The 21,253-nt window shown below is 69.4% G+C and carries 13 protein-coding genes; 10 read left to right on the forward strand and 3 right to left on the reverse strand.

Going from position 1 to position 21,253, the window contains the following annotated elements; all coding sequences use genetic code 11:
* Positions 1 to 26: 26 nt before the first annotated feature.
* Positions 27 to 509, forward strand: a complete 483-nt coding sequence (locus ACS5PN_RS05400; protein ID WP_439462910.1) for a GNAT family N-acetyltransferase — start codon at positions 27 to 29, stop codon at positions 507 to 509.
* A 144-nt stretch (positions 510 to 653) separates the two neighbouring features.
* Complete coding sequence (locus tag ACS5PN_RS05405; protein WP_439462911.1) at positions 654 to 1,697, forward strand: hypothetical protein; 1,044 nt, start codon at positions 654 to 656, stop codon at positions 1,695 to 1,697.
* Between the two features lie 42 nt (positions 1,698 to 1,739).
* On the opposite strand, the gene ACS5PN_RS05410 is transcribed toward ACS5PN_RS05405, so the two are convergent.
* From ACS5PN_RS05410 to ACS5PN_RS05420, 3 genes are all read right to left on the reverse strand, one after another.
* Positions 1,740 to 1,961, reverse strand: coding sequence for a hypothetical protein (locus ACS5PN_RS05410; protein WP_439462912.1), 222 nt, complete (start codon positions 1,959 to 1,961; stop codon positions 1,740 to 1,742).
* On the reverse strand, positions 1,951 to 3,894 hold the full coding sequence (locus ACS5PN_RS05415) for an ATP-binding protein (RefSeq protein WP_439462913.1): 1,944 nt from the start codon (positions 3,892 to 3,894) through the stop codon (positions 1,951 to 1,953). Before ACS5PN_RS05415 ends, ACS5PN_RS05410 begins: the two co-directional genes overlap by 11 nt.
* Before the next feature lie 302 nt (positions 3,895 to 4,196).
* A complete protein-coding gene (locus ACS5PN_RS05420; RefSeq protein WP_439462914.1) occupies positions 4,197 to 5,288 on the reverse strand; it encodes a hypothetical protein in 1,092 nt (363 codons plus the stop codon).
* A 413-nt stretch (positions 5,289 to 5,701) separates the two neighbouring features.
* Between ACS5PN_RS05420 and ACS5PN_RS05425 the strand changes: the two genes are divergently transcribed.
* From ACS5PN_RS05425 to ACS5PN_RS05460, 8 genes are all read left to right on the forward strand, one after another.
* Positions 5,702 to 6,832 (forward strand): ABC transporter substrate-binding protein, encoded by a 1,131-nt coding sequence (locus ACS5PN_RS05425; RefSeq protein ID WP_439462915.1) that lies wholly within the window; start codon positions 5,702 to 5,704, stop codon positions 6,830 to 6,832.
* Positions 6,833 to 7,259: 427 nt separating this feature from the next.
* Complete coding sequence (locus tag ACS5PN_RS05430; RefSeq protein ID WP_439462916.1) at positions 7,260 to 8,900, forward strand: chitinase; 1,641 nt, start codon at positions 7,260 to 7,262, stop codon at positions 8,898 to 8,900.
* Between the two features lie 333 nt (positions 8,901 to 9,233).
* Positions 9,234 to 14,561 (forward strand): hypothetical protein, encoded by a 5,328-nt coding sequence (locus ACS5PN_RS05435; protein WP_439462917.1) that lies wholly within the window; start codon positions 9,234 to 9,236, stop codon positions 14,559 to 14,561.
* Positions 14,558 to 17,683, forward strand: a complete 3,126-nt coding sequence (locus ACS5PN_RS05440; RefSeq protein ID WP_439462918.1) for a hypothetical protein — start codon at positions 14,558 to 14,560, stop codon at positions 17,681 to 17,683. The genes ACS5PN_RS05435 and ACS5PN_RS05440 overlap by 4 nt, the downstream gene beginning before the upstream one ends.
* A gap of 87 nt (positions 17,684 to 17,770) precedes the next feature.
* A complete protein-coding gene (gene kynB / locus ACS5PN_RS05445; protein WP_439462919.1) occupies positions 17,771 to 18,412 on the forward strand; it encodes an arylformamidase in 642 nt (213 codons plus the stop codon).
* On the forward strand, positions 18,409 to 19,662 hold the full coding sequence (gene kynU, locus ACS5PN_RS05450; protein WP_439462920.1) for a kynureninase: 1,254 nt from the start codon (positions 18,409 to 18,411) through the stop codon (positions 19,660 to 19,662). The genes kynB and kynU overlap by 4 nt, the downstream gene beginning before the upstream one ends.
* Before the next feature lie 2 nt (positions 19,663 to 19,664).
* On the forward strand, positions 19,665 to 20,492 hold the full coding sequence (gene kynA / locus ACS5PN_RS05455) for a tryptophan 2,3-dioxygenase (protein ID WP_439462921.1): 828 nt from the start codon (positions 19,665 to 19,667) through the stop codon (positions 20,490 to 20,492).
* Positions 20,493 to 20,601: 109 nt separating this feature from the next.
* Positions 20,602 to 21,243 carry a PEP-CTERM sorting domain-containing protein gene (locus tag ACS5PN_RS05460; RefSeq protein WP_439462922.1) on the forward strand — a complete coding sequence of 214 codons (642 nt, stop codon included), beginning with the start codon at positions 20,602 to 20,604 and terminating at the stop codon, positions 21,241 to 21,243.
* The last annotated feature ends 10 nt before the right edge of the window (positions 21,244 to 21,253 follow it).

A 21,253-nucleotide genomic window follows, 5' to 3' on the forward strand; every position in this document is an offset into this window, starting at 1 on the left:
CCGACCTCAATACGCACGAAACTCGCATGCGCCTTCAGCACCTCACCACCACCTTCTCGCTGCGCCCAGCCTGCCGCGCCGACGTTCCCGCCATCGCGGCCCTGGCCGAGCAGTTCGCCCAACACATGCGTGAACTCGGCGACAACACGCCGCTCGGCCTCGACGCGGTAGCGCTCGAACGCGACGGCTTCGGGCCTGACCCGGCGTTCCGCGGCCTGGTCGCCGAACGCGACGCGGAGGTCGTCGGCTACCTGCTCCACCACCCGGGCTACGACACCGACGCGGCCCGCCGGCTGGTTTTCATCGTGGACCTCTTCGTCAGCCCGAGCGCCCGCGGCCTCGGCATCGGGGCCGCACTGGTGGGGGCCGCACGCCAGATCGCAGCCGACGCGACGGCGGCACAACTGGTGTGGACGGTGGACCGGCGCAATGCCGGTGCGCTGCAGTTCTACCAACGCCTCGGTGCGCAGAGCATCGAGGCGTTGGACTTGATGTGCCTTGACGTTTGAGGCGAGCGCCAGCGAGGGACATGCACCAGGCGCAGGACGACTGACCCGGCTTCCTAGAATCCGCAGTCACAAGAACACAGGCGAGGACATTCGATGGCACAACGGCGCAGCGTGTTGACCTGGCTGTCAGCGTGCTTGCCAGCCATGGCAGCAGGCCAGACCCACGCCGCGCCGAATGGCGCGACCGCTGGCCGGGCGGGCATCCACCCCTGGCTCGAAGTGGGCGACAGCGTGGTGGCCGACGTCATCGCCGACGGCAAGGCCGTCGCGCATCTCGACCACAAGGCCACCCGGCCCGGCCTGCAGAAAACGCCCGCGCTGGTGTTCGTACTGCCTGCCGGCCTGAAGCGCCTGCGGCTCAAGGGCAAGGCCACCAACGGCGGCAAGACGACGGCCTTCGACAAGACCTGGAAGGTGCGCGACATGGCGCCGTTCTCCGCGCCGCTGTACGACACCAGCAAGCCCTGGATCGAGCGCGTGCGCGGCCTGGCCGCCAAGTTGGAAGAAGGCGGGGTTGTCGTCAAGCCCGGCGATGCGGGCGCCAAGAAGAAGCCCGCCAAGGCCGCCTTTGCGGACCTGGAGAAGGCCCTCGGCGTGCCGCTGCCCGAGGCCGTCAAGGTGCTGGGCGACTGGCGCATCGAGGTCGGCGATTCTCGTTTCCTCGCGGCCGCGGACATGCGCAAGGTGAGCGACCTGCTGCTGGGCTCATGGGGCTACAAGAGCAAAGGCTCCGACGGGCTGGACCGAATCCTGTCGCCCGCCGTGCGCGCCCGCTACGACCGCAGCCTGGCCGTGTTCGAGGAAGTGGGCGACGGCCTGGGCGCCCTGGCCTGGGACCCCGCCGGCGTCACGCCCGGGGAGCGGCCCAACACCTGGGGTGACGAGGGCAGCCCCGGCGCCCAACCCGGTGCGCCGGGCGAAGGGGTTTGGTACTGGTTGCACCAGGAACACCTCGTCAAGCCCGAGCTGCTGCTCGACGACGACTACCGCCCCAAGTCCGCCGAGGCCGCCTTGACGAACGTGTTCCAGCGCTTTGCGCTGTCCGACGTCGACCCGCGCGAGACCGAGGACGAGTTGTTGGTGGACAGCGCCAACCCGCGCCCCAATCTGCTGCAACTGCACTTCGACGGCCCCGGCCAGCCGCGCCTGTGGCTGCGCAGCTATGACCGCCACTACAGCTTGTACTAGCCGGGTCCGGCCCGGCGCTGCAGCTGGGCGGCCTGCGGCGACTCAGGCCTCAGACGGCGGCAAGCGCCTCACCGCTTCGGGATCGATGCTGTAGGCCAGAGCCTGGCCGGCCGACACGGCGCAGCACATCAGCAGCGTGGACAGCGGCCCCATATGCCGCAGCGGCGTCGTCACGAGGACGACAGCCAGAGGCAGCAGGGCCGCAAGGGCGAGGAAACGGTTGCGCTGCTGCGCGCAACCGTAGGCCAGGCCGTCAACGTTCACCCGGCGCGTGGTCCGCCTGGGCCGCCAGCAGTTCATCCACCGCAGCGTAGTGCACCGGCTTGACGAGATGGTGGTCGAAGCCGGCTTCCAGGGACCGCTGCCGGTCGCCCTGCTGGCCCCAGCCACTGGCCGCGATCATCAGCGCCTCACGCCCCCACGGGGTCTGGCGCACCCTGCGGCAGAGCTCGTGGCCGTTCAACCCCGGCATGGCGATGTCCACCAGCATGGCCTGGGGCTGGAAGGCCTCGGCGATGGCCAGCGCCGCGAGGCCGTCGGCGGCCGTTTTGACCTCGTGGCCGCTCATGGCCAGCAGTTCCGACAGGCTCTCCGCGGCATCGGCGTTGTCGTCGGCCACCAGAACCCGCAGCCCCATGCCCGTGGCGCCAGCCTGCACGGCAGCGGCGGGCGCCGGCTGGAGCACCGCATGCGTGGCCAGCGGCAGCCGCAAGACGAACTCGCTGCCCTGGCCCGCGCCGGCACTGCGGGCCTCGACGCTGCCGCCGTGCCTCTCCACCAGCTGCCGCACCAGCGTCAGGCCGATGCCCAGGCCGCCGCCCACCTGGTCATGCGAGCGCTGCACCTGGGCAAACATGTCGAACACGCGCTCCAGCATGTCGGGCGCGATGCCGATGCCGTCATCGCGCACCGTCACCACCGCCATCTCGGCCTCGCTCCGCAGGCTGACCTCGATGTGGCCGCCCTGCGGCGTGAACTTGGCGGCGTTGTTGATCAGGTTGGACAGCACCTGGATGAGGCGCGTCTCGTCGGCATCCACCACGCAGTCCTGCTCGGGCAGATGCGCCACCAGTTGGTGGCCGGACTGCTCCACGCCTGCATGGCTGGCCTCGACGGCCTGGCGCACCACGCCGATCAGCGACAGCGGCTCGCGCTTGAGCTCCACGATGCCGCGCGTCAGCCGCGACAGGTCCATCAGGTCGTCGATGAGGCGAACCATGTGGGCCATCTGGCGCTCGATGATGTCGCCGCTGGATTCGAGGATGCGCTCGTCGTGGCGCGCGCGGCGCTGCAGCGTCAGCGCATTGCGGATGGCCGCCAGCGAGTTGCGCAGCTCGTGCGCCAGCGTCGCCAGGAACTCGTCCTTGGCCTGGTTGGATTCGGCCAGCGCCTGGGCCAGCTCGCGGTACTTGGCCTCGCTGGCGCGCAGCGCGGCATCGGCCGTCTCGCGGTCCGTCACGTCCGCGCCCTCGACAAAGATACCCGTCACGCGGCCGTCGCTGCCCTTGATGGGCTGGTAGACGAAGTCCACGAAGCGCTCGGCGCCCGGCTCGCCCGGGCTGCCCTGGTAGCTGAACTTCGCCCCCTTGGCGATATAGGCCTCGCCGCTGGCGTAGACGCTGTCCAGCAGCAGCTGGTAGCCCTGCTCCACCGCTTCCGGCAGCGCCTCAGCCACCGTCTTGCCCACCACATCGCGGCCGCCCACCAGCTTGCGGTAGCTGGGGTTGGCGATCTCGAAGCGGTGGTGGGCGCCGCTGAGCAGGGTCATGAAGGACGGCGCCTGCTCGAACAGCTGCCCGAGCTGGTCGCGCTCCGCGGCCATGCGCTGGGTGGCCAGCACCTGTTCGGTCGTCTCGGTGCACACCACCAGCACGCCGCCGATGCCATGGGGGCTCAGCTCGTCGTCGATGGGGCTGTAGCTGTAGGTCCAGTACACGTCCTCACGCCGGCCATGCCGCGTGATGGGCACCAGGTGGTTCACGTTCCACGTCGCACCGCGGCCTTCGCGCACCTGCTCGATCTGCGGGCCGATGATGGGCCAGATCTCCTCCCACACCTCGCGCGCCGGCCGGCCCAGCGAGCACGGGTGGCGCTCGGGGCCGATGCACTCGCGATACGCGTCGTTGTAGAGGCAGGCGTTCTCGTCGCCCCACCAGATGTACATCGGGTGGCCGGTGTTCAGGATCAATCGCACCATGGCCCGCAAGGGCTGGGGCCAGGATTGCGGGGAGCCGAGCGGCGATGAGGCCCAGTCGTGGGCCCGCATCAAGGCGCCCATCTCGCCGCCTCCGGAGAGGAAGGCCGGGGAGGACGGGGGGGCGTCCTGGGGCGGGGTGGGGGGCGAATGGGGTTGCATCGTCCGGCTAGGGTGGCGTGAGGGATTGTCAGGGGAGTCTAGGCGGCGGCGGCGATAGCCAAGACAACTGGTTCAGCGTGAATTCTCCTGGGCGGCAGATAGTTGGAGTGCAGACATTCAGCCAACTCTTTCATATCAAATAATCAAATCCGCCCCCGCCCCTCAGACTCATCCATAGCTGCGAGCCGCGCTTGAATATCTTGCGAAATTTGAAATAGTGCGTAGGGGTTTGGAATAAATATTGACTCCCACATCACAGACATCGGATTTCCCGCGCGAAAGGTTGTCCACAACAAAATTCCACCGACTCTGCGATTTCGTGTCGGCTGAAACCACCTATGCACAAGCGGCTCCCATCCTCGAATTCCGTCGTGAACGCCCGTCACATCGACCACCAGAACGTTGGTAGCCTCGCGATGAAACTGATGATGTTCGGCGGAGAATATTCGATGGGCGCGGTCATCATCAATCTGTATGGCCACCTCGGCCGCCGTAAAATGGCCAGCGTCAAGTTCGACCTGACCCCAGATTAGCAAGGGGCCTGGCCTAGAGACCTGAAATCTTTCTTTTGTGAGCGCCGACAATGGATCAAACGGAATTTTTCTGACAAGCCCTTGCCCGATCTGAATGACCTCGTCCACCATGGAAAACGCTTTGATAGCCATGACTGACTCTGGACGCCAAAGTGCCGGATCATCAGTCAACAAAAGTTCAGTGCGCGTGCCAGGACAAGCAGCTATCAATTCAGCAGAGATGCCGCGCAGCCGCTGCAAGGCCTCACGCATTGACTGCGAAGCAGTTGGACAGATGACTTCCACGTATGTCACCCCGTCACCTAACGAAATTGAGCAATCGAGTACCTTGCCATTGAGCGGCGGCTCCAAGACGACATGCAAACCAACCCCAATACATCTAGCTGCGAATTCCAATTCCGCCCATGCTGGCTTCTCGCCGCCTCTTACCCTTTTGACAACCTTGTGAAAGCCGGCAAGCTTCTCGACAGCAAAAAGCACCTTTCCCGCGTGAACGAGTGACGAGACAACTGCAAGCCCACGCCCTGACTCTGCTTGAATGCGCTCCAAGTATTCAGGAATGTTTCTAAGAAGGGCCTGAAGCGCATCTCGCACAACACTTTGTGGGTCGCGCGGCGAAGCGCCAAGGCACCATTCAGAAACAAAACGCTCCCAGCTTTCAATCTCATTCAATAGATCAACGCGTAACGCTTGCTCATTCATTCGATGCTCCAACAGAATCCGAGTAGGTCTCAAATCTAGAGTCTCAAGACCAGCGGGGCAGTCGCTTCGACGGGCACATTGGTCTTTGCATTGCGTGTTGGACGTAGCGGCGGGAGTTTTGCGCGGGCCTCGGCGTTCGAGAAGCGCAGGGAACCCCTCGTGCAGCGAGGGATGGCGAAACCGGGGCGGCTTTCTTGCCTACTTCTTTGGGCGCCCAAAGAAGTAGGTCGCCCGCTGGAGCCCCCCCCGCTGGCCTCACGCGTCAAGCCGCTGCTGCGACATACGCACTATCCACATCGCGGCAACGCCCTGCGGTCACCCCCCACATGCTTGAATAACGTCTCCCGCGCGCAGGCCGCCCAGAGCACCTGGACAAGAGCCCGCCGTCACCAGGGGCAGCTTGGAGACAACCCATGACGACGTTACTTCCGCAGTTGGCCCGCCGCCTTCTGCTCGCCGCCACGGCAACGGCCCTCGCGGCCAGCGCTTCAATTGTCCACGCCGACTTCACCATCGGCCAGACCGCGGGCCACAGTGGCCAGGTGGCGGCCAGCGTGGGTGAGGCGACGCGGGGCGCCAAGATGTACTTCGACATCGTCAATGCCAGCGGCGGCATCAATGGTCAGAAGATCAACCTCGTGTCGCTGGACGACAAGTTCGATCCCAAGATCGCGGCCACCAATGCCAAGCAGCTGATCGACCAGGGGGTCATCTCGCTGTTCCTGAACCGCGGCACGCCGCACACCCAGGAAATCATGCCGCTGCTGACCGAGCACAAGGTGCCGCTGGTGGGCCCGTCGACGGGCGCCATGGTGCTGCACAAGCCGGTCCACCCCTGGCTGTTCAATGTGCGCGCCACCTACCAGCGCGAGGCCGAGCGGGCCATCGAGCATCTGAGCCTGATCGGCATGGACCGCATCGCCATCGTGCAGGTCAACGACTCCTTCGGCGACGACGCCGTGCAGGGCGCCATGGCCGGCCTGACCAAGACCAACAAGAAGCCCGTGGTCCACGAGAAGTACGACCGCGCCAAGCCCGACTTCAGCGCCATCGTGCCCAAGCTGATCGAGAAGCAGGCACAGGCGGTGATGTTCATCGGCTCGGGCACGGCCGTCGTGCAGGGCATGAAGGCGGTGCGCGACGCAGGCTCGACGGCCCAGCTGGTGACCCTGTCCAACAACGCCTCGCTGGGCTTCATCAAGGACCTCGGCCCCGTCGGCTACGGCGTCATCGTCAGCCAGGTGTTCCCATACGAGCGCTCCATCGCCAAGCCCATCATCAAGGAGATCTCCGAAGCGGCCCAGAAGGCCGGCGTCGACCTGACGCCGACAGTCGTCGAGGGCTATGTGTCGGCCAAGGTGCTGGTGGAAGGCCTGAAGCGCGCCGGCAAGACGCCCACGCGCCAGAGCCTGCGCGATGCGCTGGAGGCGATGGGCCGCTACGACCTGGGCGGCATCGAGCTGGGCTACGGCCCCAAGGACCACAGCGGCCTGGACTATGTGGACCTGGCCATCGTGGACCAGAACGGGAAGTTCAGGCGCTGACACTCCTGCGTCCGCGGTCTGCAGCCGGCATCTTTGATTGAAGATGCGAGGCTTCGTTTCTAGGGGGTGCCAGCTTGGCACCCCCTTCTCTTTGGGCGCTCGCGTTCCTCATTGGTATTGGTTGGCATGCAATTGGTATCACACCAATTGACGGCTTGCCCGGCAAGCTCCCAGCGCTGGTAGTTTCCCAATGAAAACACGTCCCGTTTTCAAGCCTCGCACTCACCCCAGGACGGCCTCGGAACTGCGCCTCCTGCGCTGGCGGAATCCCCTCTTTCAACGATTGGTATCTCAGTGGTACCTTGCATCGCGCAGACCGCTTGCATCCCGGTCTGCAGGCGCGCTGCGAGCCGCAGTTGAGTAGTTCTCGCAGACCCGCAGGCCACGCCCCCGGCGCGGTCCGCCCACCCCACCGCTGAGACCCATCATGCGAAGTACTCCACCCCTGAAACCTCCGCCGCTGCCGATGAAGCGCGTGCGCAGCGCCGTCGGCCTGCTGGCTGGCAGCCTGCTCGCCCTCAGCGTGCATGCCGCCAGCTACCCGGCCTGGAAGCCCGACACCTATTACGCCGCCGGCACGCAGGTCACCTACCAGGGCCGCAACTACAAGGCCCTGGTCAACCAGACCGATTACGCCAGCACGGGTTGGAACCCGACCAACGCCAGCCTGTGGCAGGACATCGGCGCCGCGGACGGCACCACGCCACCGCCACCACCTCCTCCCCCGCCGCCGCCTCCGCCCCCTCCTCCTCCGCCACCACCGCCGCCCCCGGCCAGCAGCACCTGGGATGCCAACACGGCGTATTCGGGCGGCCAGACCGTGGTCATTGCCGGCGTGACCTACAAGGCCAACTGGTGGACCCGCGGCGAAGACCCGCGCACCAACAACGGCCCGGTCGGCAGCGGCAAGCCCTGGACCATCGTCAGCGGCAATCCGCCGCCACCACCACCGCCCCCTCCTCCGCCTCCGCCTCCCCCACCACCTCCGCCGCCTCCCCCGCCGCCACCACCTCCGCCCCCGCCACCGCCGCCTCCGCCGCCCCCTTCAGGCACGCACTCGCTGGTGGGCTATCTGCACGCCAGCTTCGCCAACGGCTCGGGCTATGTGCGCATGGCGGACGTGAGCAACCTTTGGGACCACATCAACCTGTCCTTCGCGGAGCCGACCTCGGCGACCTCGGGTGAGGTGGCCTTCAAGCGCTGCTCCGTCAGCGAGTGCCCCAACGTCGAGTCCGATGCCGACTTCCTGGCCGCCATCAAGGCCAAGCAGGCGGCAGGCAAGAAGGTGCTGATCTCCATCGGCGGTGCCAATGGCCAGGTTCGCCTGGAGTCCGCCGCCGCGGTCACGGCCTTCGTCAACTCGGTCGCCAGCATCATCGACCGCTGGGGCCTGGACGGCCTGGACGTGGACTTCGAGGGCCACTCCCTGCAGCTCAATGCCGGTGACAACAACGTCGCGAGCCCGACCACGCCCGTGGTGGTCAACCTCATCAGCGCGCTGAAGCAGCTCAAGACGCGCTATGGCAGCAAATTCGTGCTGACCATGGCGCCCGAGACCTTCTTCGTGCAGCTGGGCTACAGCTTCTATGGCGGCACCTGCTCGGGTTGCGACACGCGGGCCGGCGCCTACCTGCCGGTGCTCTACGCGCTGCGCAACGACCTGACCCTGTTGCATGTGCAGGACTACAACTCAGGACCCATCACCGGGCTGGACAACCAGTACCACAACATGGGCACGGCCGACTTCCATGTCGCCATGACCGACATGCTGCTGACCGGCTTCACCGTCGCGGGTACGAGCTTCAAGTTCCCGGCGCTGTTGCCCAGCCAGGTCGCCATCGGCCTGCCGGCCAACGCGTACGCGGGCGGGGGCTTCACGCCAGTGGCCGACGTGCAGGCGGCGCTGAACTGCCTGACCCAGCTGCGCAACTGCGGCAGCTACGCGCCCCGCACGCCCACGCTCGGCCTGCGCGGCGTGATGACCTGGTCGATCAACTGGGACAAGTACAACGGCAACGAGTTCTCGGTCAACCACAAGGCCTATCTGAACGCCCTGCCCAAGCCCTGAGTTCCTGAACCTCTGCAAGGCCCGCCCGGCATCCCGCCCGGCGGGCTTTTTCTTGGCACGTTCTCGCGCCGACCGCGACACGCGCGGCATCCTCAACCTTTAGCCGGCAGCCCCCTCGCCTGCCGGACCTCTCGGGCGTGGCGCTGGCTCGCCCGCAACACCCTGCACACGCCCTCGCGCCCCATGGCGCAGCCGCCTGACAGCGCAGCGCGGGGCAGCCACTACCCCGTCATGCGGATGCGTTCTGCGGGATGGCGCCTGGGCGCCCCAGGTCCACAGTCCGCCGCCTAGGCCAGCGCATGCTTGGGCCACAGCAGGACGAGGTGAGACCGTATGGAGAGCGTCAAGGATCGCCTGTCCAGGGACAAGCTGCTGGGGCAGCTCATCACCAGCGTGCCCATCGACGCATTGCTGAGAACGCTGCAGATCGAGCCGGTCACGCAGCTGTCGGACCACAGCGAAGAGGGCAAGGCCTTGCTGGCGGTCGTCGAGCAGGGGCTGGGCGTCTTCAACCTGAACCTGATTCCGCCGCCGGGCGTGAACCCCGAGCGCGGCTACTTCCTGTCGTTTGACGGGCCGGACGGCGCCCGCACGGGCTTTCGGCTGGCGGTGTCGCTGGAGGATGGCGCGCCGCGGCCGCTGTTCAACCTGGCGCGCTCGCTCGCCTCGCACGGGCTGGTGGCAGCGGCGCTCGCGGCAGACGGCCAGACGCTGACGAAAGCCGAGGGCAACCCGCCGGTGCAGATCACCGGCGCCGGCCTCTTCCTGGTGCTGCAGGGCCAGCAAGGCGGCAGCGTGGCCCTGAGCCTGTCGCCCAACCGCGAGGCGCCCGATGACGTCGTCGTGCTGCAGGTGCAGCCCCCCACGGTGCTGCTGGGCGGCACCGGCTTCGGCTTCGAATTCACCCACGGCATCGTGCTGGACTTTGCGGACGAGGCCGGGCCGGCCGAGGGTGTGGTGGTGGATGGCGCAGCGCTCGCCACGCCGGCCGACACGCCCGGCTGGCACGGCATCGCCGTCAACCGGGCGCGCTTCTTCCTCCCCAAGGGCGTGCCCTTCCTCGGCGGGCATGCAGTGGACGCCTGGCTGCAGCTCGGCCTGCCGCCCACGCCGGGCATCGACCTCATCATGCAGGCGACGGTGCCGGCCGACGGCGACCGGCCTGCCATCAGCGTGCGCATCGAATGCCGCGATGCGACGGCCAAAGGGCTGGACGGCTTTGTGCCCACCCTCGTCGAAGCGGTCATGGAGCTGCCGCTGCAGGGCCGCAACGAGAACTTCGGCAAGGCGCTCACGTTCGCGGCCGGCGTTCCGGTGCTGGCGCGGCTGCGCTACGCCCGCAAGCCCGGGGCGGCCGGCGACGCGCCCGCGTCGGAGATGAGCCTGGCGCTGGAAAGCCAGGGGCCCGACGGTCTGCTGAAGATCGACAGCACGCCCGGCGGCCTGGGCGCCAAGATCGCCGTCACCGCGGCCACGCTGGCCACCGCGCTGATCGCCCATGGCGCGGAGCAGACGAAGGCGCCCGATGGCGACGGCACCGGCGTGGTGTTGCAGACGCTGCTGGTGGCAGCCACCGGGCTGTCGAGCTTCCTGGAGCACGGCGAGCTGGTGCTGCACAGCGCCGAGCTGGTCAGCACCGGCGCCATCGTGCCGGCCGGCAAGACCGTGAGGCTGAAGCTCGACTACTCGGTGGCGGCCACCGTCACCGGCATCGACGTGGGTGTGCTGTCGGTGCAGATGCACCCGAACCAGCCGCTGCGCGTGCGGGTGCGCGAGGTGGTGCTGAGCATCGACCCCAGCAAGCCGGGGCTGGAAAAATTCCACCTCGACTACGCCCGCAGCTCGCTGGAGGTGGAGGACCCCGGCGGCTGGCTGGTGCAGGGGCCGGGCTCGCTGTTCGACGTGCTGGGCACGCGCTCGGGCCGCGGCTCGATGTGGATCGAGGTGGACCTGCGCTTCAAGCTCGACCTCGGCCCGGTGAAGGTCAGCGGCGCCACCATCCGCGGCACGCTGGATGACAGCGGCAAGATGAGTGGCGAGCTGCGCGGGCTGGCGGCGTCGATCGCGCTGGACCCGATGATCACCGGCAGCGGCGCGGTGCAGCTGACGCCCGACGGCTTTCGCGCGGCGATGGAAGCCAGCATCGTGCCGCTGGGCGGCATGGGCGCCAGCGCCGAGGTGGAGACGGCGGGCAGCATGGTCAAGCTGGCCCTGGGCGTGGACCTGCCCGGTCCGCTGCCGCTGGGCAATTCTGGCCTGGCGATCTACGGCGTGGGCGGTGTGTTCGTGGCCAACGGCAAGCCCAAGCCGGTGCCGGCGGGCAACGACCCGGTTCAGGCCGCGCTGGACTGGGACTACCGCGAGCAAGGTGCCTTTGTGGAGGCACCCTCCTTCAGCTTCGGCCTGGAGGCCGTCATCGGCACGGCACCGGACCTGGGCTTCACCTTCAGCGCCCGCGCCGGCCTGTTCGTGACCACGCCGGACATCATCGTGCGCGGCTCGGTCGAGGGCCGCTACATGGGCCCGCGCATGAGCATCGCGCGCGGCGCCAACCCCTTGTCGCTGCTGCAGGCCAAGGGCGTCATCCTGGTGGACCCGGCCGACGGCGTCACCGTGGCCGTCGAGGGCACCTACGAGATCCCGCACATCGTCACCACCACCGTGCCGGTGGGCGCGCATTTCCCCACCAAGTCGGCAGCCTGGTTCATTCACCTGGGCTCCGACGGCTACACCCTGCCCGACTCCGCCCCGAGCGAGAGCCGCGAGCGCGGTCCGGTGCGCTCCATCTTCCTGCCCGACATCCTGGGCCAGCGTTCCGACGCCTACCTGATGATGCGCGGCAACGGCATCACCAAGTGGCCGCGCGGCGGGCCCTACACCTTCGGCGCGGGCAGCTTCGTCATCGCCTTCGGGGTCGGCTTCGACATCGTCTACGGCTTCAAGCCCATCGTCTGGGCCGACGTGTTCGCGCGCGCCGACATCCTGGTGGCCACGCACCCGATGAGCTTCGTCGGCGTGGGCACCATCGGCGGCGGGCTGCACATCGGCATCTTCTCGGTGGGCATCGACGCGACCATCAACGTGGTGCTGGTGGACGGCCAGCCACCGCACGTGAAGGCCGATCTGTGCGGCAGCATCGACCTGTTCTTCGACGAGATCCGCAAGTGCGTGACGCTGGAGTTCGGCAACCCGACGCCGCCCCGCATCCCGGCGCCGGAGCACCCGCTGGACGGCCAGGTGCATTCGCTGGTGGACGACCACTACCACCGCCTGATGCCGCTGGCCACCAGGCCCGAGGACGCGACGGACAAGACGGCGGTGTGGCCCGACAGCATCCCGCTGCTGGCCTTCAGCACCGCGCCCCGGTTGAGCTTCGCGTCGGCGCAGTTCCCCGACGCCGGCAACTACCCCGAAGGCGGCAGCCGCGCCAAGCCCATCGGCAGCGAGCTGCTCAGCTACGACTGGGAGCTGCTGGACGTGGCGCTGGTGGACGCCACCGAGGGCGATGTGCTGGTGGCCGGGCCTTTCAGCAGCGCCTGGCTGGACGGCAAGCTGGGCAACGCCGGCGGCCAGCCGCAGCCGGCCGAACTGGCTTTGCTGACACCCTATGGCGACCTGTGGCTGCACGCGCTGGGCGATGCCGGCGCGGGCCTGGCAGACCCTCCGCTGCAGGCGCGTGCCGACATCTGCCACCTGCAGGCCCATGCGCGCTTCGGCTGGGCGCTGGGCGCCTCGGCCACGCGCGAAGGCAGCGGCTACCGGCTGCCGCCCGACCCGCGCAGCACCGACCCGCTGCAAAGCCAGGTGCGGGCTCGTGTGGAGCTGCTGCTGACCCAACCCACGCTGGCGCCGGTGCTGCTCGACAAGACCACGGCGGCCTTGCTGCCCGTGCACATGGGCTACACGGGCCCGCGTGTGTGGCCGTTCGCGCCACAGGCCCTGGACGGGCGGGAGTTCGATGCCTGGCTGGACCCGGGCGCCGTGCAGCTCACCGCTCGGGTGGACCTCGCCTTCCAGCGCGCGGCGCCGCGCCACGACCTGCGCATCGTGCCCGACGAGGCCCTGACCGAGCCGCGGCTGTGGCTGGTGGTGCGCGCCTCCGACTGGCTGGCCAATGCCGCCGGTGCGCGGCCCTTCATCGTCATCGACGACCTGGCGCGCCGCTGGGCACCCGATCTGCAGGCCGACCTCGGCGACGGCTGGCTGGCAGTGCGCTGGCAGCCGCCGGCCGGCGGCACCGTCAAGCTCATCGAGGCGAGCTGCGCCGCGGGCACGCGGCTGGGCCTGCTGGCGCTGGGCGGCATCACGCTGTCGGCCGCCGCAGCCGCCACGGCCCGCAATGCCGCCGCGGCGGCCGAAGCCGCCAAGCAGAAGAAGGCCGCCGACGATGGTCCGCCCGGGCCGGATGCCCCGGCCTCTGCCACCCGCCGCGGCGTGCTCGACCCCGGCCGGCTGTACCGCATCGACGTGCGCATGCGCTGGTCCGGCACGCTTTACGAGATGGACGACAAGGGCAACAAGCAGGTGCTCAAACCGCAGCCCGCCGATGGCACCACCGACGCGCTGCGCCAGTACTGGTTCCGCACAGCGCCGCTGCTCGGCGCGGGCGGCAAGCCCACGCCCAGCACGGTGGCCTACCTCGACCTGATCCACCGCCAGCGCGACTTCTTCGACCCCGCCATGCTGGAGCGCCACCTGCTGGGCTACGAGCCCGCGCAGAGCGAGCTGCACCGCTTTGCCAGCGACCCGGTGCGCATGCGCTTCGCCCCCGGCCATGTGGCGCTGCTGGCCGCCGCCTACAAATACGAGCTGCTGTGCAGCCTGCGCCGGCTCGACCAGCCCGACACGGTGGAGGCCGACCAGTTGCTGGTGCCCAAGCTTGCCTGGCTCGCGAGCAGCACATCGCTGACCGGCAGCGCCGCCGTCATCGCCGACGCCTACCTCGCATCTACCTGCGGCCTGGCGCCCAACGCCGTGGAGCTGCGCGTGGACGTGAAGCTCACGCGCGACACCTGGTACGAGGTGTTTGCGTTGGCCCGCTCCAAGCGGGAAGGCGTGGTGGATGGGCGGCTGCCGGGCGTGAGCTTCAGGACCTCGCGCTGGGCCGACGGCACCGAGATGCTGGCGGGCCTGCATTTCCCGATCAGCGGCCTGCCCGGCCACCCGCAGGGGGGCGTGGCGCTGCTGCCCGGCACCGTGCTGGCGCCGCGCATCAGCAACGGTGACGACGCCGCCTTCGACGCCTTCCTTGACAGCTTGGGGCTGGACGGCTGGCCCGCCGCCACCGAACCGCGCATCAGCCTGCTGTGGCTGCCGCCGGCCGCAGCCGCAACGCCCTGGCGCTGCGCCGGCGTGCTGATCGAGTCACCCGAGCCCGTGGTGCGAGACGGCCGCTTCGACGTCAACGACCTGCAATTGGTCAGCGGCGCCAGCAGCGCCAACTTCAACGTGAGGCTGCGCGACCGCAGCGGCTCGCGCCTGCTGTTCGCCACCACGGCGCCCTTCGTGCCGCGGCGCACGCGGCGCGGCATCGGTTTCCCCTGGGTCATGCCCAAACTGCGGCTGGTGTGCACCGACAAGCCCATCGGCAAGCCCGAGAAGTCCTTGCAGGGCTTGCTCGAAATCCCGCTGCAACCCAGTTTTGCCGAGGAGGCCGCATGAACAGCTGGCTCGTCCACCCGCGCTATTTCTCGGCCTACGCGGCCGCGGCCGGCATCGTCGCCAGCGACCCCGACCTGCCCAAGGGCACCCACCTGCGCCTGTTCCCGTCGGCCGCGCTGGGCTTCCCGCTCGCGCCCTTCCTGGTGTGGCCGGTGGAGGCGTTCTCGACCGACATGCCGGCCATGGACTGGTTCGCCCGCGACGGCCGGCCGCAGCCCGGCCTCGGCCTCGACGCCGCCGGTGGCGTGCTCATCGGCCGTCGCCAGCCCGAGGTGCCCAGCGACAGCCGGCTCGCCGGCGTCGAGGCGCGCTTTCAGGGCACGGGCGAGCTGGCACTGCTGGACCGCAGCGGCGGCCGCGTCATCGCGGCGCGCTCGGCGGTGCGCTGGCTGGTGGCGGCACCGCAGATCACCGGCCTGCGGCTGCGCGGCCGCGGCCGGGTCACGCTGCAAGGCTGGGTGATCTCGGCCGGGCGGGCCATAGAGGCCTTGCTGAACCAGCCGCCTTTTGCCAGCCTGTCCCTGCCCGTCGACGGCGACCAGCCCTGGTACGCCGGCGGTGAAGGCCCCGCCGCAGCCCTGGCCCGGGCCGAGCAGGGCGCGCCGCGGCGCTGGACCCGCCCCGACCGGCCCGACGGCCCCTTCGACGCCCTGCCCGCCAGCGCCGAGCGGGCCCGCGTTGCCGCCTTCCAGGCCGACCTGGACGACGACGCGCTGCGCCTGGTGAGCGACGCCACCCGGCCGCCCTCGCTGGTGCAGCGCCCGCACCTCTGGCCCGCCGAAGTGTCCGCGGATGGCAAGCGGCGGCCCTGGCAGCGCGCCACCGAGTGGGTGCAGGGCAGCCTGCTGATGAAGGCGTTGGATGTCGGCGCCGGACGCTATCTGGGCACCGCCGCGCTGCTGGACGACCTGCTGGTGCCCGCCGATCCCTTCCAGGCGCCGGGCGCACGCGGCTGGCTGGCGGCCGGCCTGTTTGCCGTCGGCCCGGCCATGCGCTTCGAGCTGCCCGACCCCGATGCGATGGAGCTGCGCCTGATCGAGCGGCTGATGCAGCTGCAGCCGGGCCTGCGCCGCCCGGCCGAGCTGGCGGTGCAGCGCCACGGCCTCACGTTGCGCGCCTTCGTCGCCACCGCGCTGGCCGCGCCGCCGCCCGACCTTCCCGCCGCGCCCCAGGTGCTGCTGGGCGATGCCGGCTGGCAGCGCGAGGACGAAGGCCCGAGCACGCGCTTTCGGCAGCAGTTGCGCATCACGACGCCGCCGCTGGCGACGCTGGTGGCGCTGGGCCGGCTGGAGGCCGACGGCTGGCGCACCCGCCACGACGCCGTGGACCTGACCACAGCCACGCCGGACGCCGACCCCGCCCAGCGCGCCGCCCCGCGCATGCTGGGCAACACCGAGACCCTCGCCGACGGCGGCTACGGCATCGTGCCGGACAGCGACATCGCCGCCGACGGCGCGCCCTGGACCTACCGCGTGGCCCTGGCCGACGTGTTTGGCCGCTTCGGCGCTGCTGCCGATATCGTCGTGCCGACACCGCCGCGGCCGCCCGTGCCGCAGCCGGTGCTGCGTTCCCACCTGGAACTGGCCGAGTGGGCCGCCGGCGACGCTCCCGCCGTGGCCGGCAGCGTGCGCTGGACGGTGGCGGTGCCGGCCCTGCACGAGATGACGGCGGGCTCGCGGCCGCTGGCTCGTGTCGTCATCGATTTCGACGGTGCACTGCAGGATGCGCTGGCCCCGCAGGACGGTGGCCTGCTGCACTTCGACTTCGGGCTGCCGGCCCTGCTGCCGATGGAAAGCCGCGCGCTGACCGCGACGGCGAATTTCGAGGATGACGAAGGCACGCCGGGCCCCACCGTGGCGCTGACCATCGCCATCCACGACCCGCGCTCGCCCCCGGTGCCGCAGACCGGTATCGCCATCGTCTGGAGCAGCCGCCCGGCGCCGGCCACCGATGTGGAATTTCGCCTGCGATTCACCGGCGTGCCCGGAGCCCGCTACCGCGCCTATCTGGCGGATGCGCGCGGCCTGGACATCGCGCTGATGGACGGCGAGCGGCCGCGCACGCGCGCCGAGGTGGCCGTCGACGGTGCGCAGCAGGGCCTGGCGGGCCTGGGCCTGCGCGACCGCTTCCGGCTGCTGACCGACACGCCGCTGCAGCCCGGTGGCGACGGCCGCGTGCTGTTCGACACGCGCCTGCCGCGGGCGCTGGAGACGGTGCAGTTCCTGCGCTTCGTGCCGCTGAGCAGCCAGGGCAACGAGGCGGCTTTCGAGAGCTGCCCGCTGCTGCCGGTGGCCGTGCCCAGCGACCGCCGCCCGCCCGCGCCGCGGGTCCAGACGCGTGTCGACCCGGTCAGCGGCGTGGCCACGGTCACCGTGACGGCGCTGGGGCTGGACCTGGTGGCGCTGCGCGCCGCCGAGCCGGGCCTGTTCAACGAACCGCCCGCGGACGACGCCCAACCACCCGAGTACCGCCTGCGGCGTGCCAGCGGCGGCGTGCCCGACGCGCTGTACGCCCGCGAGATCGGCCGCGGCGTGCTTCAGCGCGACGGCGACCAGTTCAGCGCCGCGGTCGACGATTCGCCGACGCCCGAGGGCCTGAGCGCCTATGTGCGCTACCACTACTGGGCCGAGGTGCGCATGCCGCCCGAGCGGCGCCTGCCGCCCGGTGTGGACGAGATTGCACTGCCCGCCGGCGCCATCGAGCCGCTGCAACCTGCGCAGCGGCAGAACGCGCCGGGCGCCTTCAGCAGCGCGTCGGCGCCAGCCATGGCGCTGTTCCTGCCGGCGGCTGTGCCGCTGCTGCCGGACGGCAGCGTGACGGCGACGGTGGGTGCTGGCGCTGCGGCCGGCAGCTGGCGGCTGACGCTGGCGATCCGCGGCGGCCCGGTGGCCCACCCGCGTGCGGTGGGCGGCTTCACGGTGCAACTGCATCTGAAGCTGGATGACGGCAACTGGACGCCCGAGGCCGACCCGGTGGCGCTGGAAAGCGGCGCGCTGGACCTCGTCATCGAGCGTGCCGAACCGGCGGTGCCACCCGTGCCGGTGTTGCAACTGGCCCTGGTGCTGGTGGACCCGGTGGGCCGCGAGGCGCCGCCGCTGAGGATGGAAGCAACGCCGGTGTGACAGCCCGGACGGACGGGGCGCGGGTTGACAGGGAGTTGGATTTAACCGACACCACGCCATCGCCAGCGACGCTATGGTGCCGCCGCCATGAGCTCCAAAGCTTCCCTCCGCCTCTGGGACATCTCTCCCACCGTCGCTCCCGACGCGCCCATCTTTCCGGGCGACGAGCCCTACAGCCTGCGCTGGACGGCGCAGCTGTCGCCCGGCTGCCCGGTCAACCTCAGCGCCATCACGATGAGCCCCCATGTGGGCGCGCACGCGGATGCGCCCCTGCACTACGCCAACGACGCGCCGGCCATTGCCGACGTGGCGCTGGACACCTATCTCGGCCGCTGCCGCGTCATCCACGCCATCGGCGCCACGCCGCTGATCACGGTCGAGCATCTGCAGCACGCTGAAGCTGACCTGCCGCCGCGCGTGCTGGTGCGCGTCTGCGAACAGGCCGACACGGTCTGGAACCCGGCCTTCACGGCCTATGCCCCCGAGGCCGTGGAATGGCTGGCTGCGCGCGGCGTGCGCCTGATCGGCATCGACACACCCAGCGTCGACCCGGCCGACTCCAAGGTGCTGGACAGCCACCAGCAGCTGCGCCGACACGACCTGCGCGTGCTGGAAAACCTCGTCCTCGACGACGTGCCCGCAGGGGACTATGAACTGATCGCCCTGCCACTCAAACTCCAAGGCGCCTGTGCCAGCCCGGTGCGCGCCATCCTGAGGGAATTGCCATGAACATCGATGACGCCAAGCGGCTCGACGCCGCCGACCCGCTGCGCAGCCTGCGCGACCTCTTCACCCTGCCCGAAGGCGTCACCTATCTGGACGGCAACTCCCTGGGTGCCCTGCCCAAGGCCACGCCCGAGCGCATCCAGCACGCGGTGGAGCAGGAGTGGGGCCAGGGGCTGATCAAGAGCTGGAATGCTGCCGGCTGGATCGACCTGCCGCGCCGCCTGGGCGACCGGCTGGCGCCCTGGCTGGGCGCGCGCCCGGGCGAGGTGCTGGTGGCCGACTCGACCTCGGTCAATCTCTACAAGGTGCTGCACGCCGCCCTGCAACTGCAGCAGGGCAAGCGCCGCGTGGTGGTCAGCGAGCGCAGCAACTTCCCGACCGACAACTACATCGCGCAGAGCGTGGTGCGCGCCCATGGCGGCGAGCTCATCCTGACCGAGTCGCCCGAGGACATCCCGCCGCTGCTGGACGAGCACTGCGCCGTGCTGATGCTGACGCATGTGAACTACCGCAGCGGCCGCATGCACGACATGGCCCTGCTGACGCGCTGGGCCCACCAGGCCGGCGCCCTCGCCGTGTGGGACCTGGCGCACAGCGCCGGCGCCGTGCCCATCGACCTGCTGGGCGCTGCTGCCGACTTCGCCATCGGCTGCGGCTACAAATACCTGAATGGCGGCCCCGGCGCGCCGGCCTTCGTGTGGATGCACCCGCGCCACGAGGGCCAGGTCTGGCAGCCGCTGACCGGCTGGCTGGGCCACGCCAACCCCTTCGACTTCGACAGCGAATACCAGCCCGCCCCCGGCATCCAGCAATACCAGTGCGGCACGCCGGCGGTGCTGGCCATGACCGGCCTGGACACGGCGCTTGACGTGTTCGACGCGGCCCAAAAGCTGGGCGGCATCAAGGCGCTGCGCAACAAGTCCCTGGCACTGACCGAGGCCTTCATCGACAAGGTGGAGGCCTGCGTGCCGGGCGCGGAGATCGCCACACCGCGCGACGCGGCCCAGCGCGGCTCTCAGGTGTCCTTCGCGCTGCCCAAGGGTGTGGACGGCTATGCGGTCATGCAGGCACTGATTGCCCAGGGCGTCATCGGCGACTTCCGCGCCGGCCAGCCGGAGCTGCTGCGCTTCGGCTTTGCGCCGCTGTACAACGGCTTTGCCGACGTGGCGCGCGCAGTCGATGTGCTGGTCGACATCCTCGACAAGAAGACCTGGGACGCACCCCAGTTCACGTCTCGCTCCAAGGTGACCTGAGCATGTCCGACGTTCAACACCACGGCGCCCAGCTCGATTTCTCCAAGGACATGAGCTATGGAGACTATCTCCAGCTCGACGCCATCCTGAACGCGCAGAAGCCGCTCTCGCCCGACCACAACGAGATGCTCTTCATCGTGCAGCACCAGACCTCGGAGCTGTGGATGAAGCTGATGCTTCACGAGTTGCAGGCGTCCATCGCCAATGTGGCCGCCGACCGCCTGCCCGAGGCCTTCAAGATGCTGGCCCGGGTGTCGCGCATCATGGAGCAGCTCGTCCACGCCTGGGACGTGCTGGCGACGATGACGCCACCCGAGTACAGCGCGGTGCGGCCTTACCTCGCCAAGAGCAGTGGCTTCCAGAGCGCTCAGTACCGGCGCATCGAGTTCATGCTCGGCAACAAGAACGCCGCGATGCTCAAACCCCATGAGCATCGGCCCGACCTGCTGGCCCAGGTGAAAGAGGCCTACGAGGCGCCGTCGCTCTACGACGAGGCCTTGAAGCTGATGGCCCGCCGCGGCATCGCCGTGCCGGCTGCCAACCTCGACCGCGACTGGACCCAGCCGCATGTGGCCGACGAAGGCGTCAAGCAGGCTTGGCTGACCGTCTACCGCGCCCCCGAGAAGAACTGGGACCTGTATCAGATGGGCGAGGAACTGGTGGACCTGGAGGACGCCTTCCGCCTCTGGCGCTTCCGCCATGTGACGACCGTGGAGCGCGTCATCGGCTTCAAGCGCGGCACCGGCGGCACCGGTGGCGTCAGCTATCTGCGCAAGATGCTGGACGTGGTGCTGTTCCCGGAGCTGTGGGCCCTGCGCACCGAGCTGTGAGATCAATCCCCTACGTCGCCTAGGGGCTTCCACATCTAAGCGGGAGGGAGCTCCGTTCCTGCCGGCTGAGACACATGTCGTGCCTCGCTCGCAACGAACTGGAGACCCCATGAACCTCATCGCCCGCACCCTGCTGGCCCTCGGCGTGGCCGCCACGGCCCAGGCCCACGCCGCCGCCGAAACCCTGTTCAACACGGCGCCCTTCCTCGGCTCCACCGCCAACCCGGCGGACGGCGTGCGCACCGTGTTTGCCGGCCAGCAGCGCAGCATCGCCACTTTCGACCCGACGACCGACCGCTTCGTCTTCGACCTCAGCAAGTTCAACGCGGGCAGCTCACTGAACTTCGCCAGCGCCACGCTGGCCGCACCGCCGGCAGCGGGCAGCAACGTCATCGTGCTGAACGAGTTCGACGACGACAACAACCCGGCCACGGCCTTTGGGGCCGGCAATGCCGCCAACCTGATCGCCAGCCTGGTGACGACGGACGGCGCCGGCTTCTTCATGTATTCCAACAGCGCCCTGGGCGTGAACCGGCTGGTCTATTCGAGCAACCTCAATGTCGCCACGGCCGACCTGTCCATCCTCGCCCGCATCGAAAGCCCCAAGGGTGCTGCCGCACCGGGCGCCCTGGCAGGTTTCGGCGCCGACAACTTCGTGGCGACCGTGCCGGAGCCCGGCAGCTATGCGCTGATGCTGGGCGGGCTGGCCGCCATGGGCTGGGTGAGCCGGCGCCGCGCGCAGCAAAACTGATCGACACTGC

The sequence above is a fragment of the Roseateles sp. NT4 genome (assembly GCF_051857475.1).
GTDB lineage: Bacteria > Pseudomonadota > Gammaproteobacteria > Burkholderiales > Burkholderiaceae_C > Pelomonas.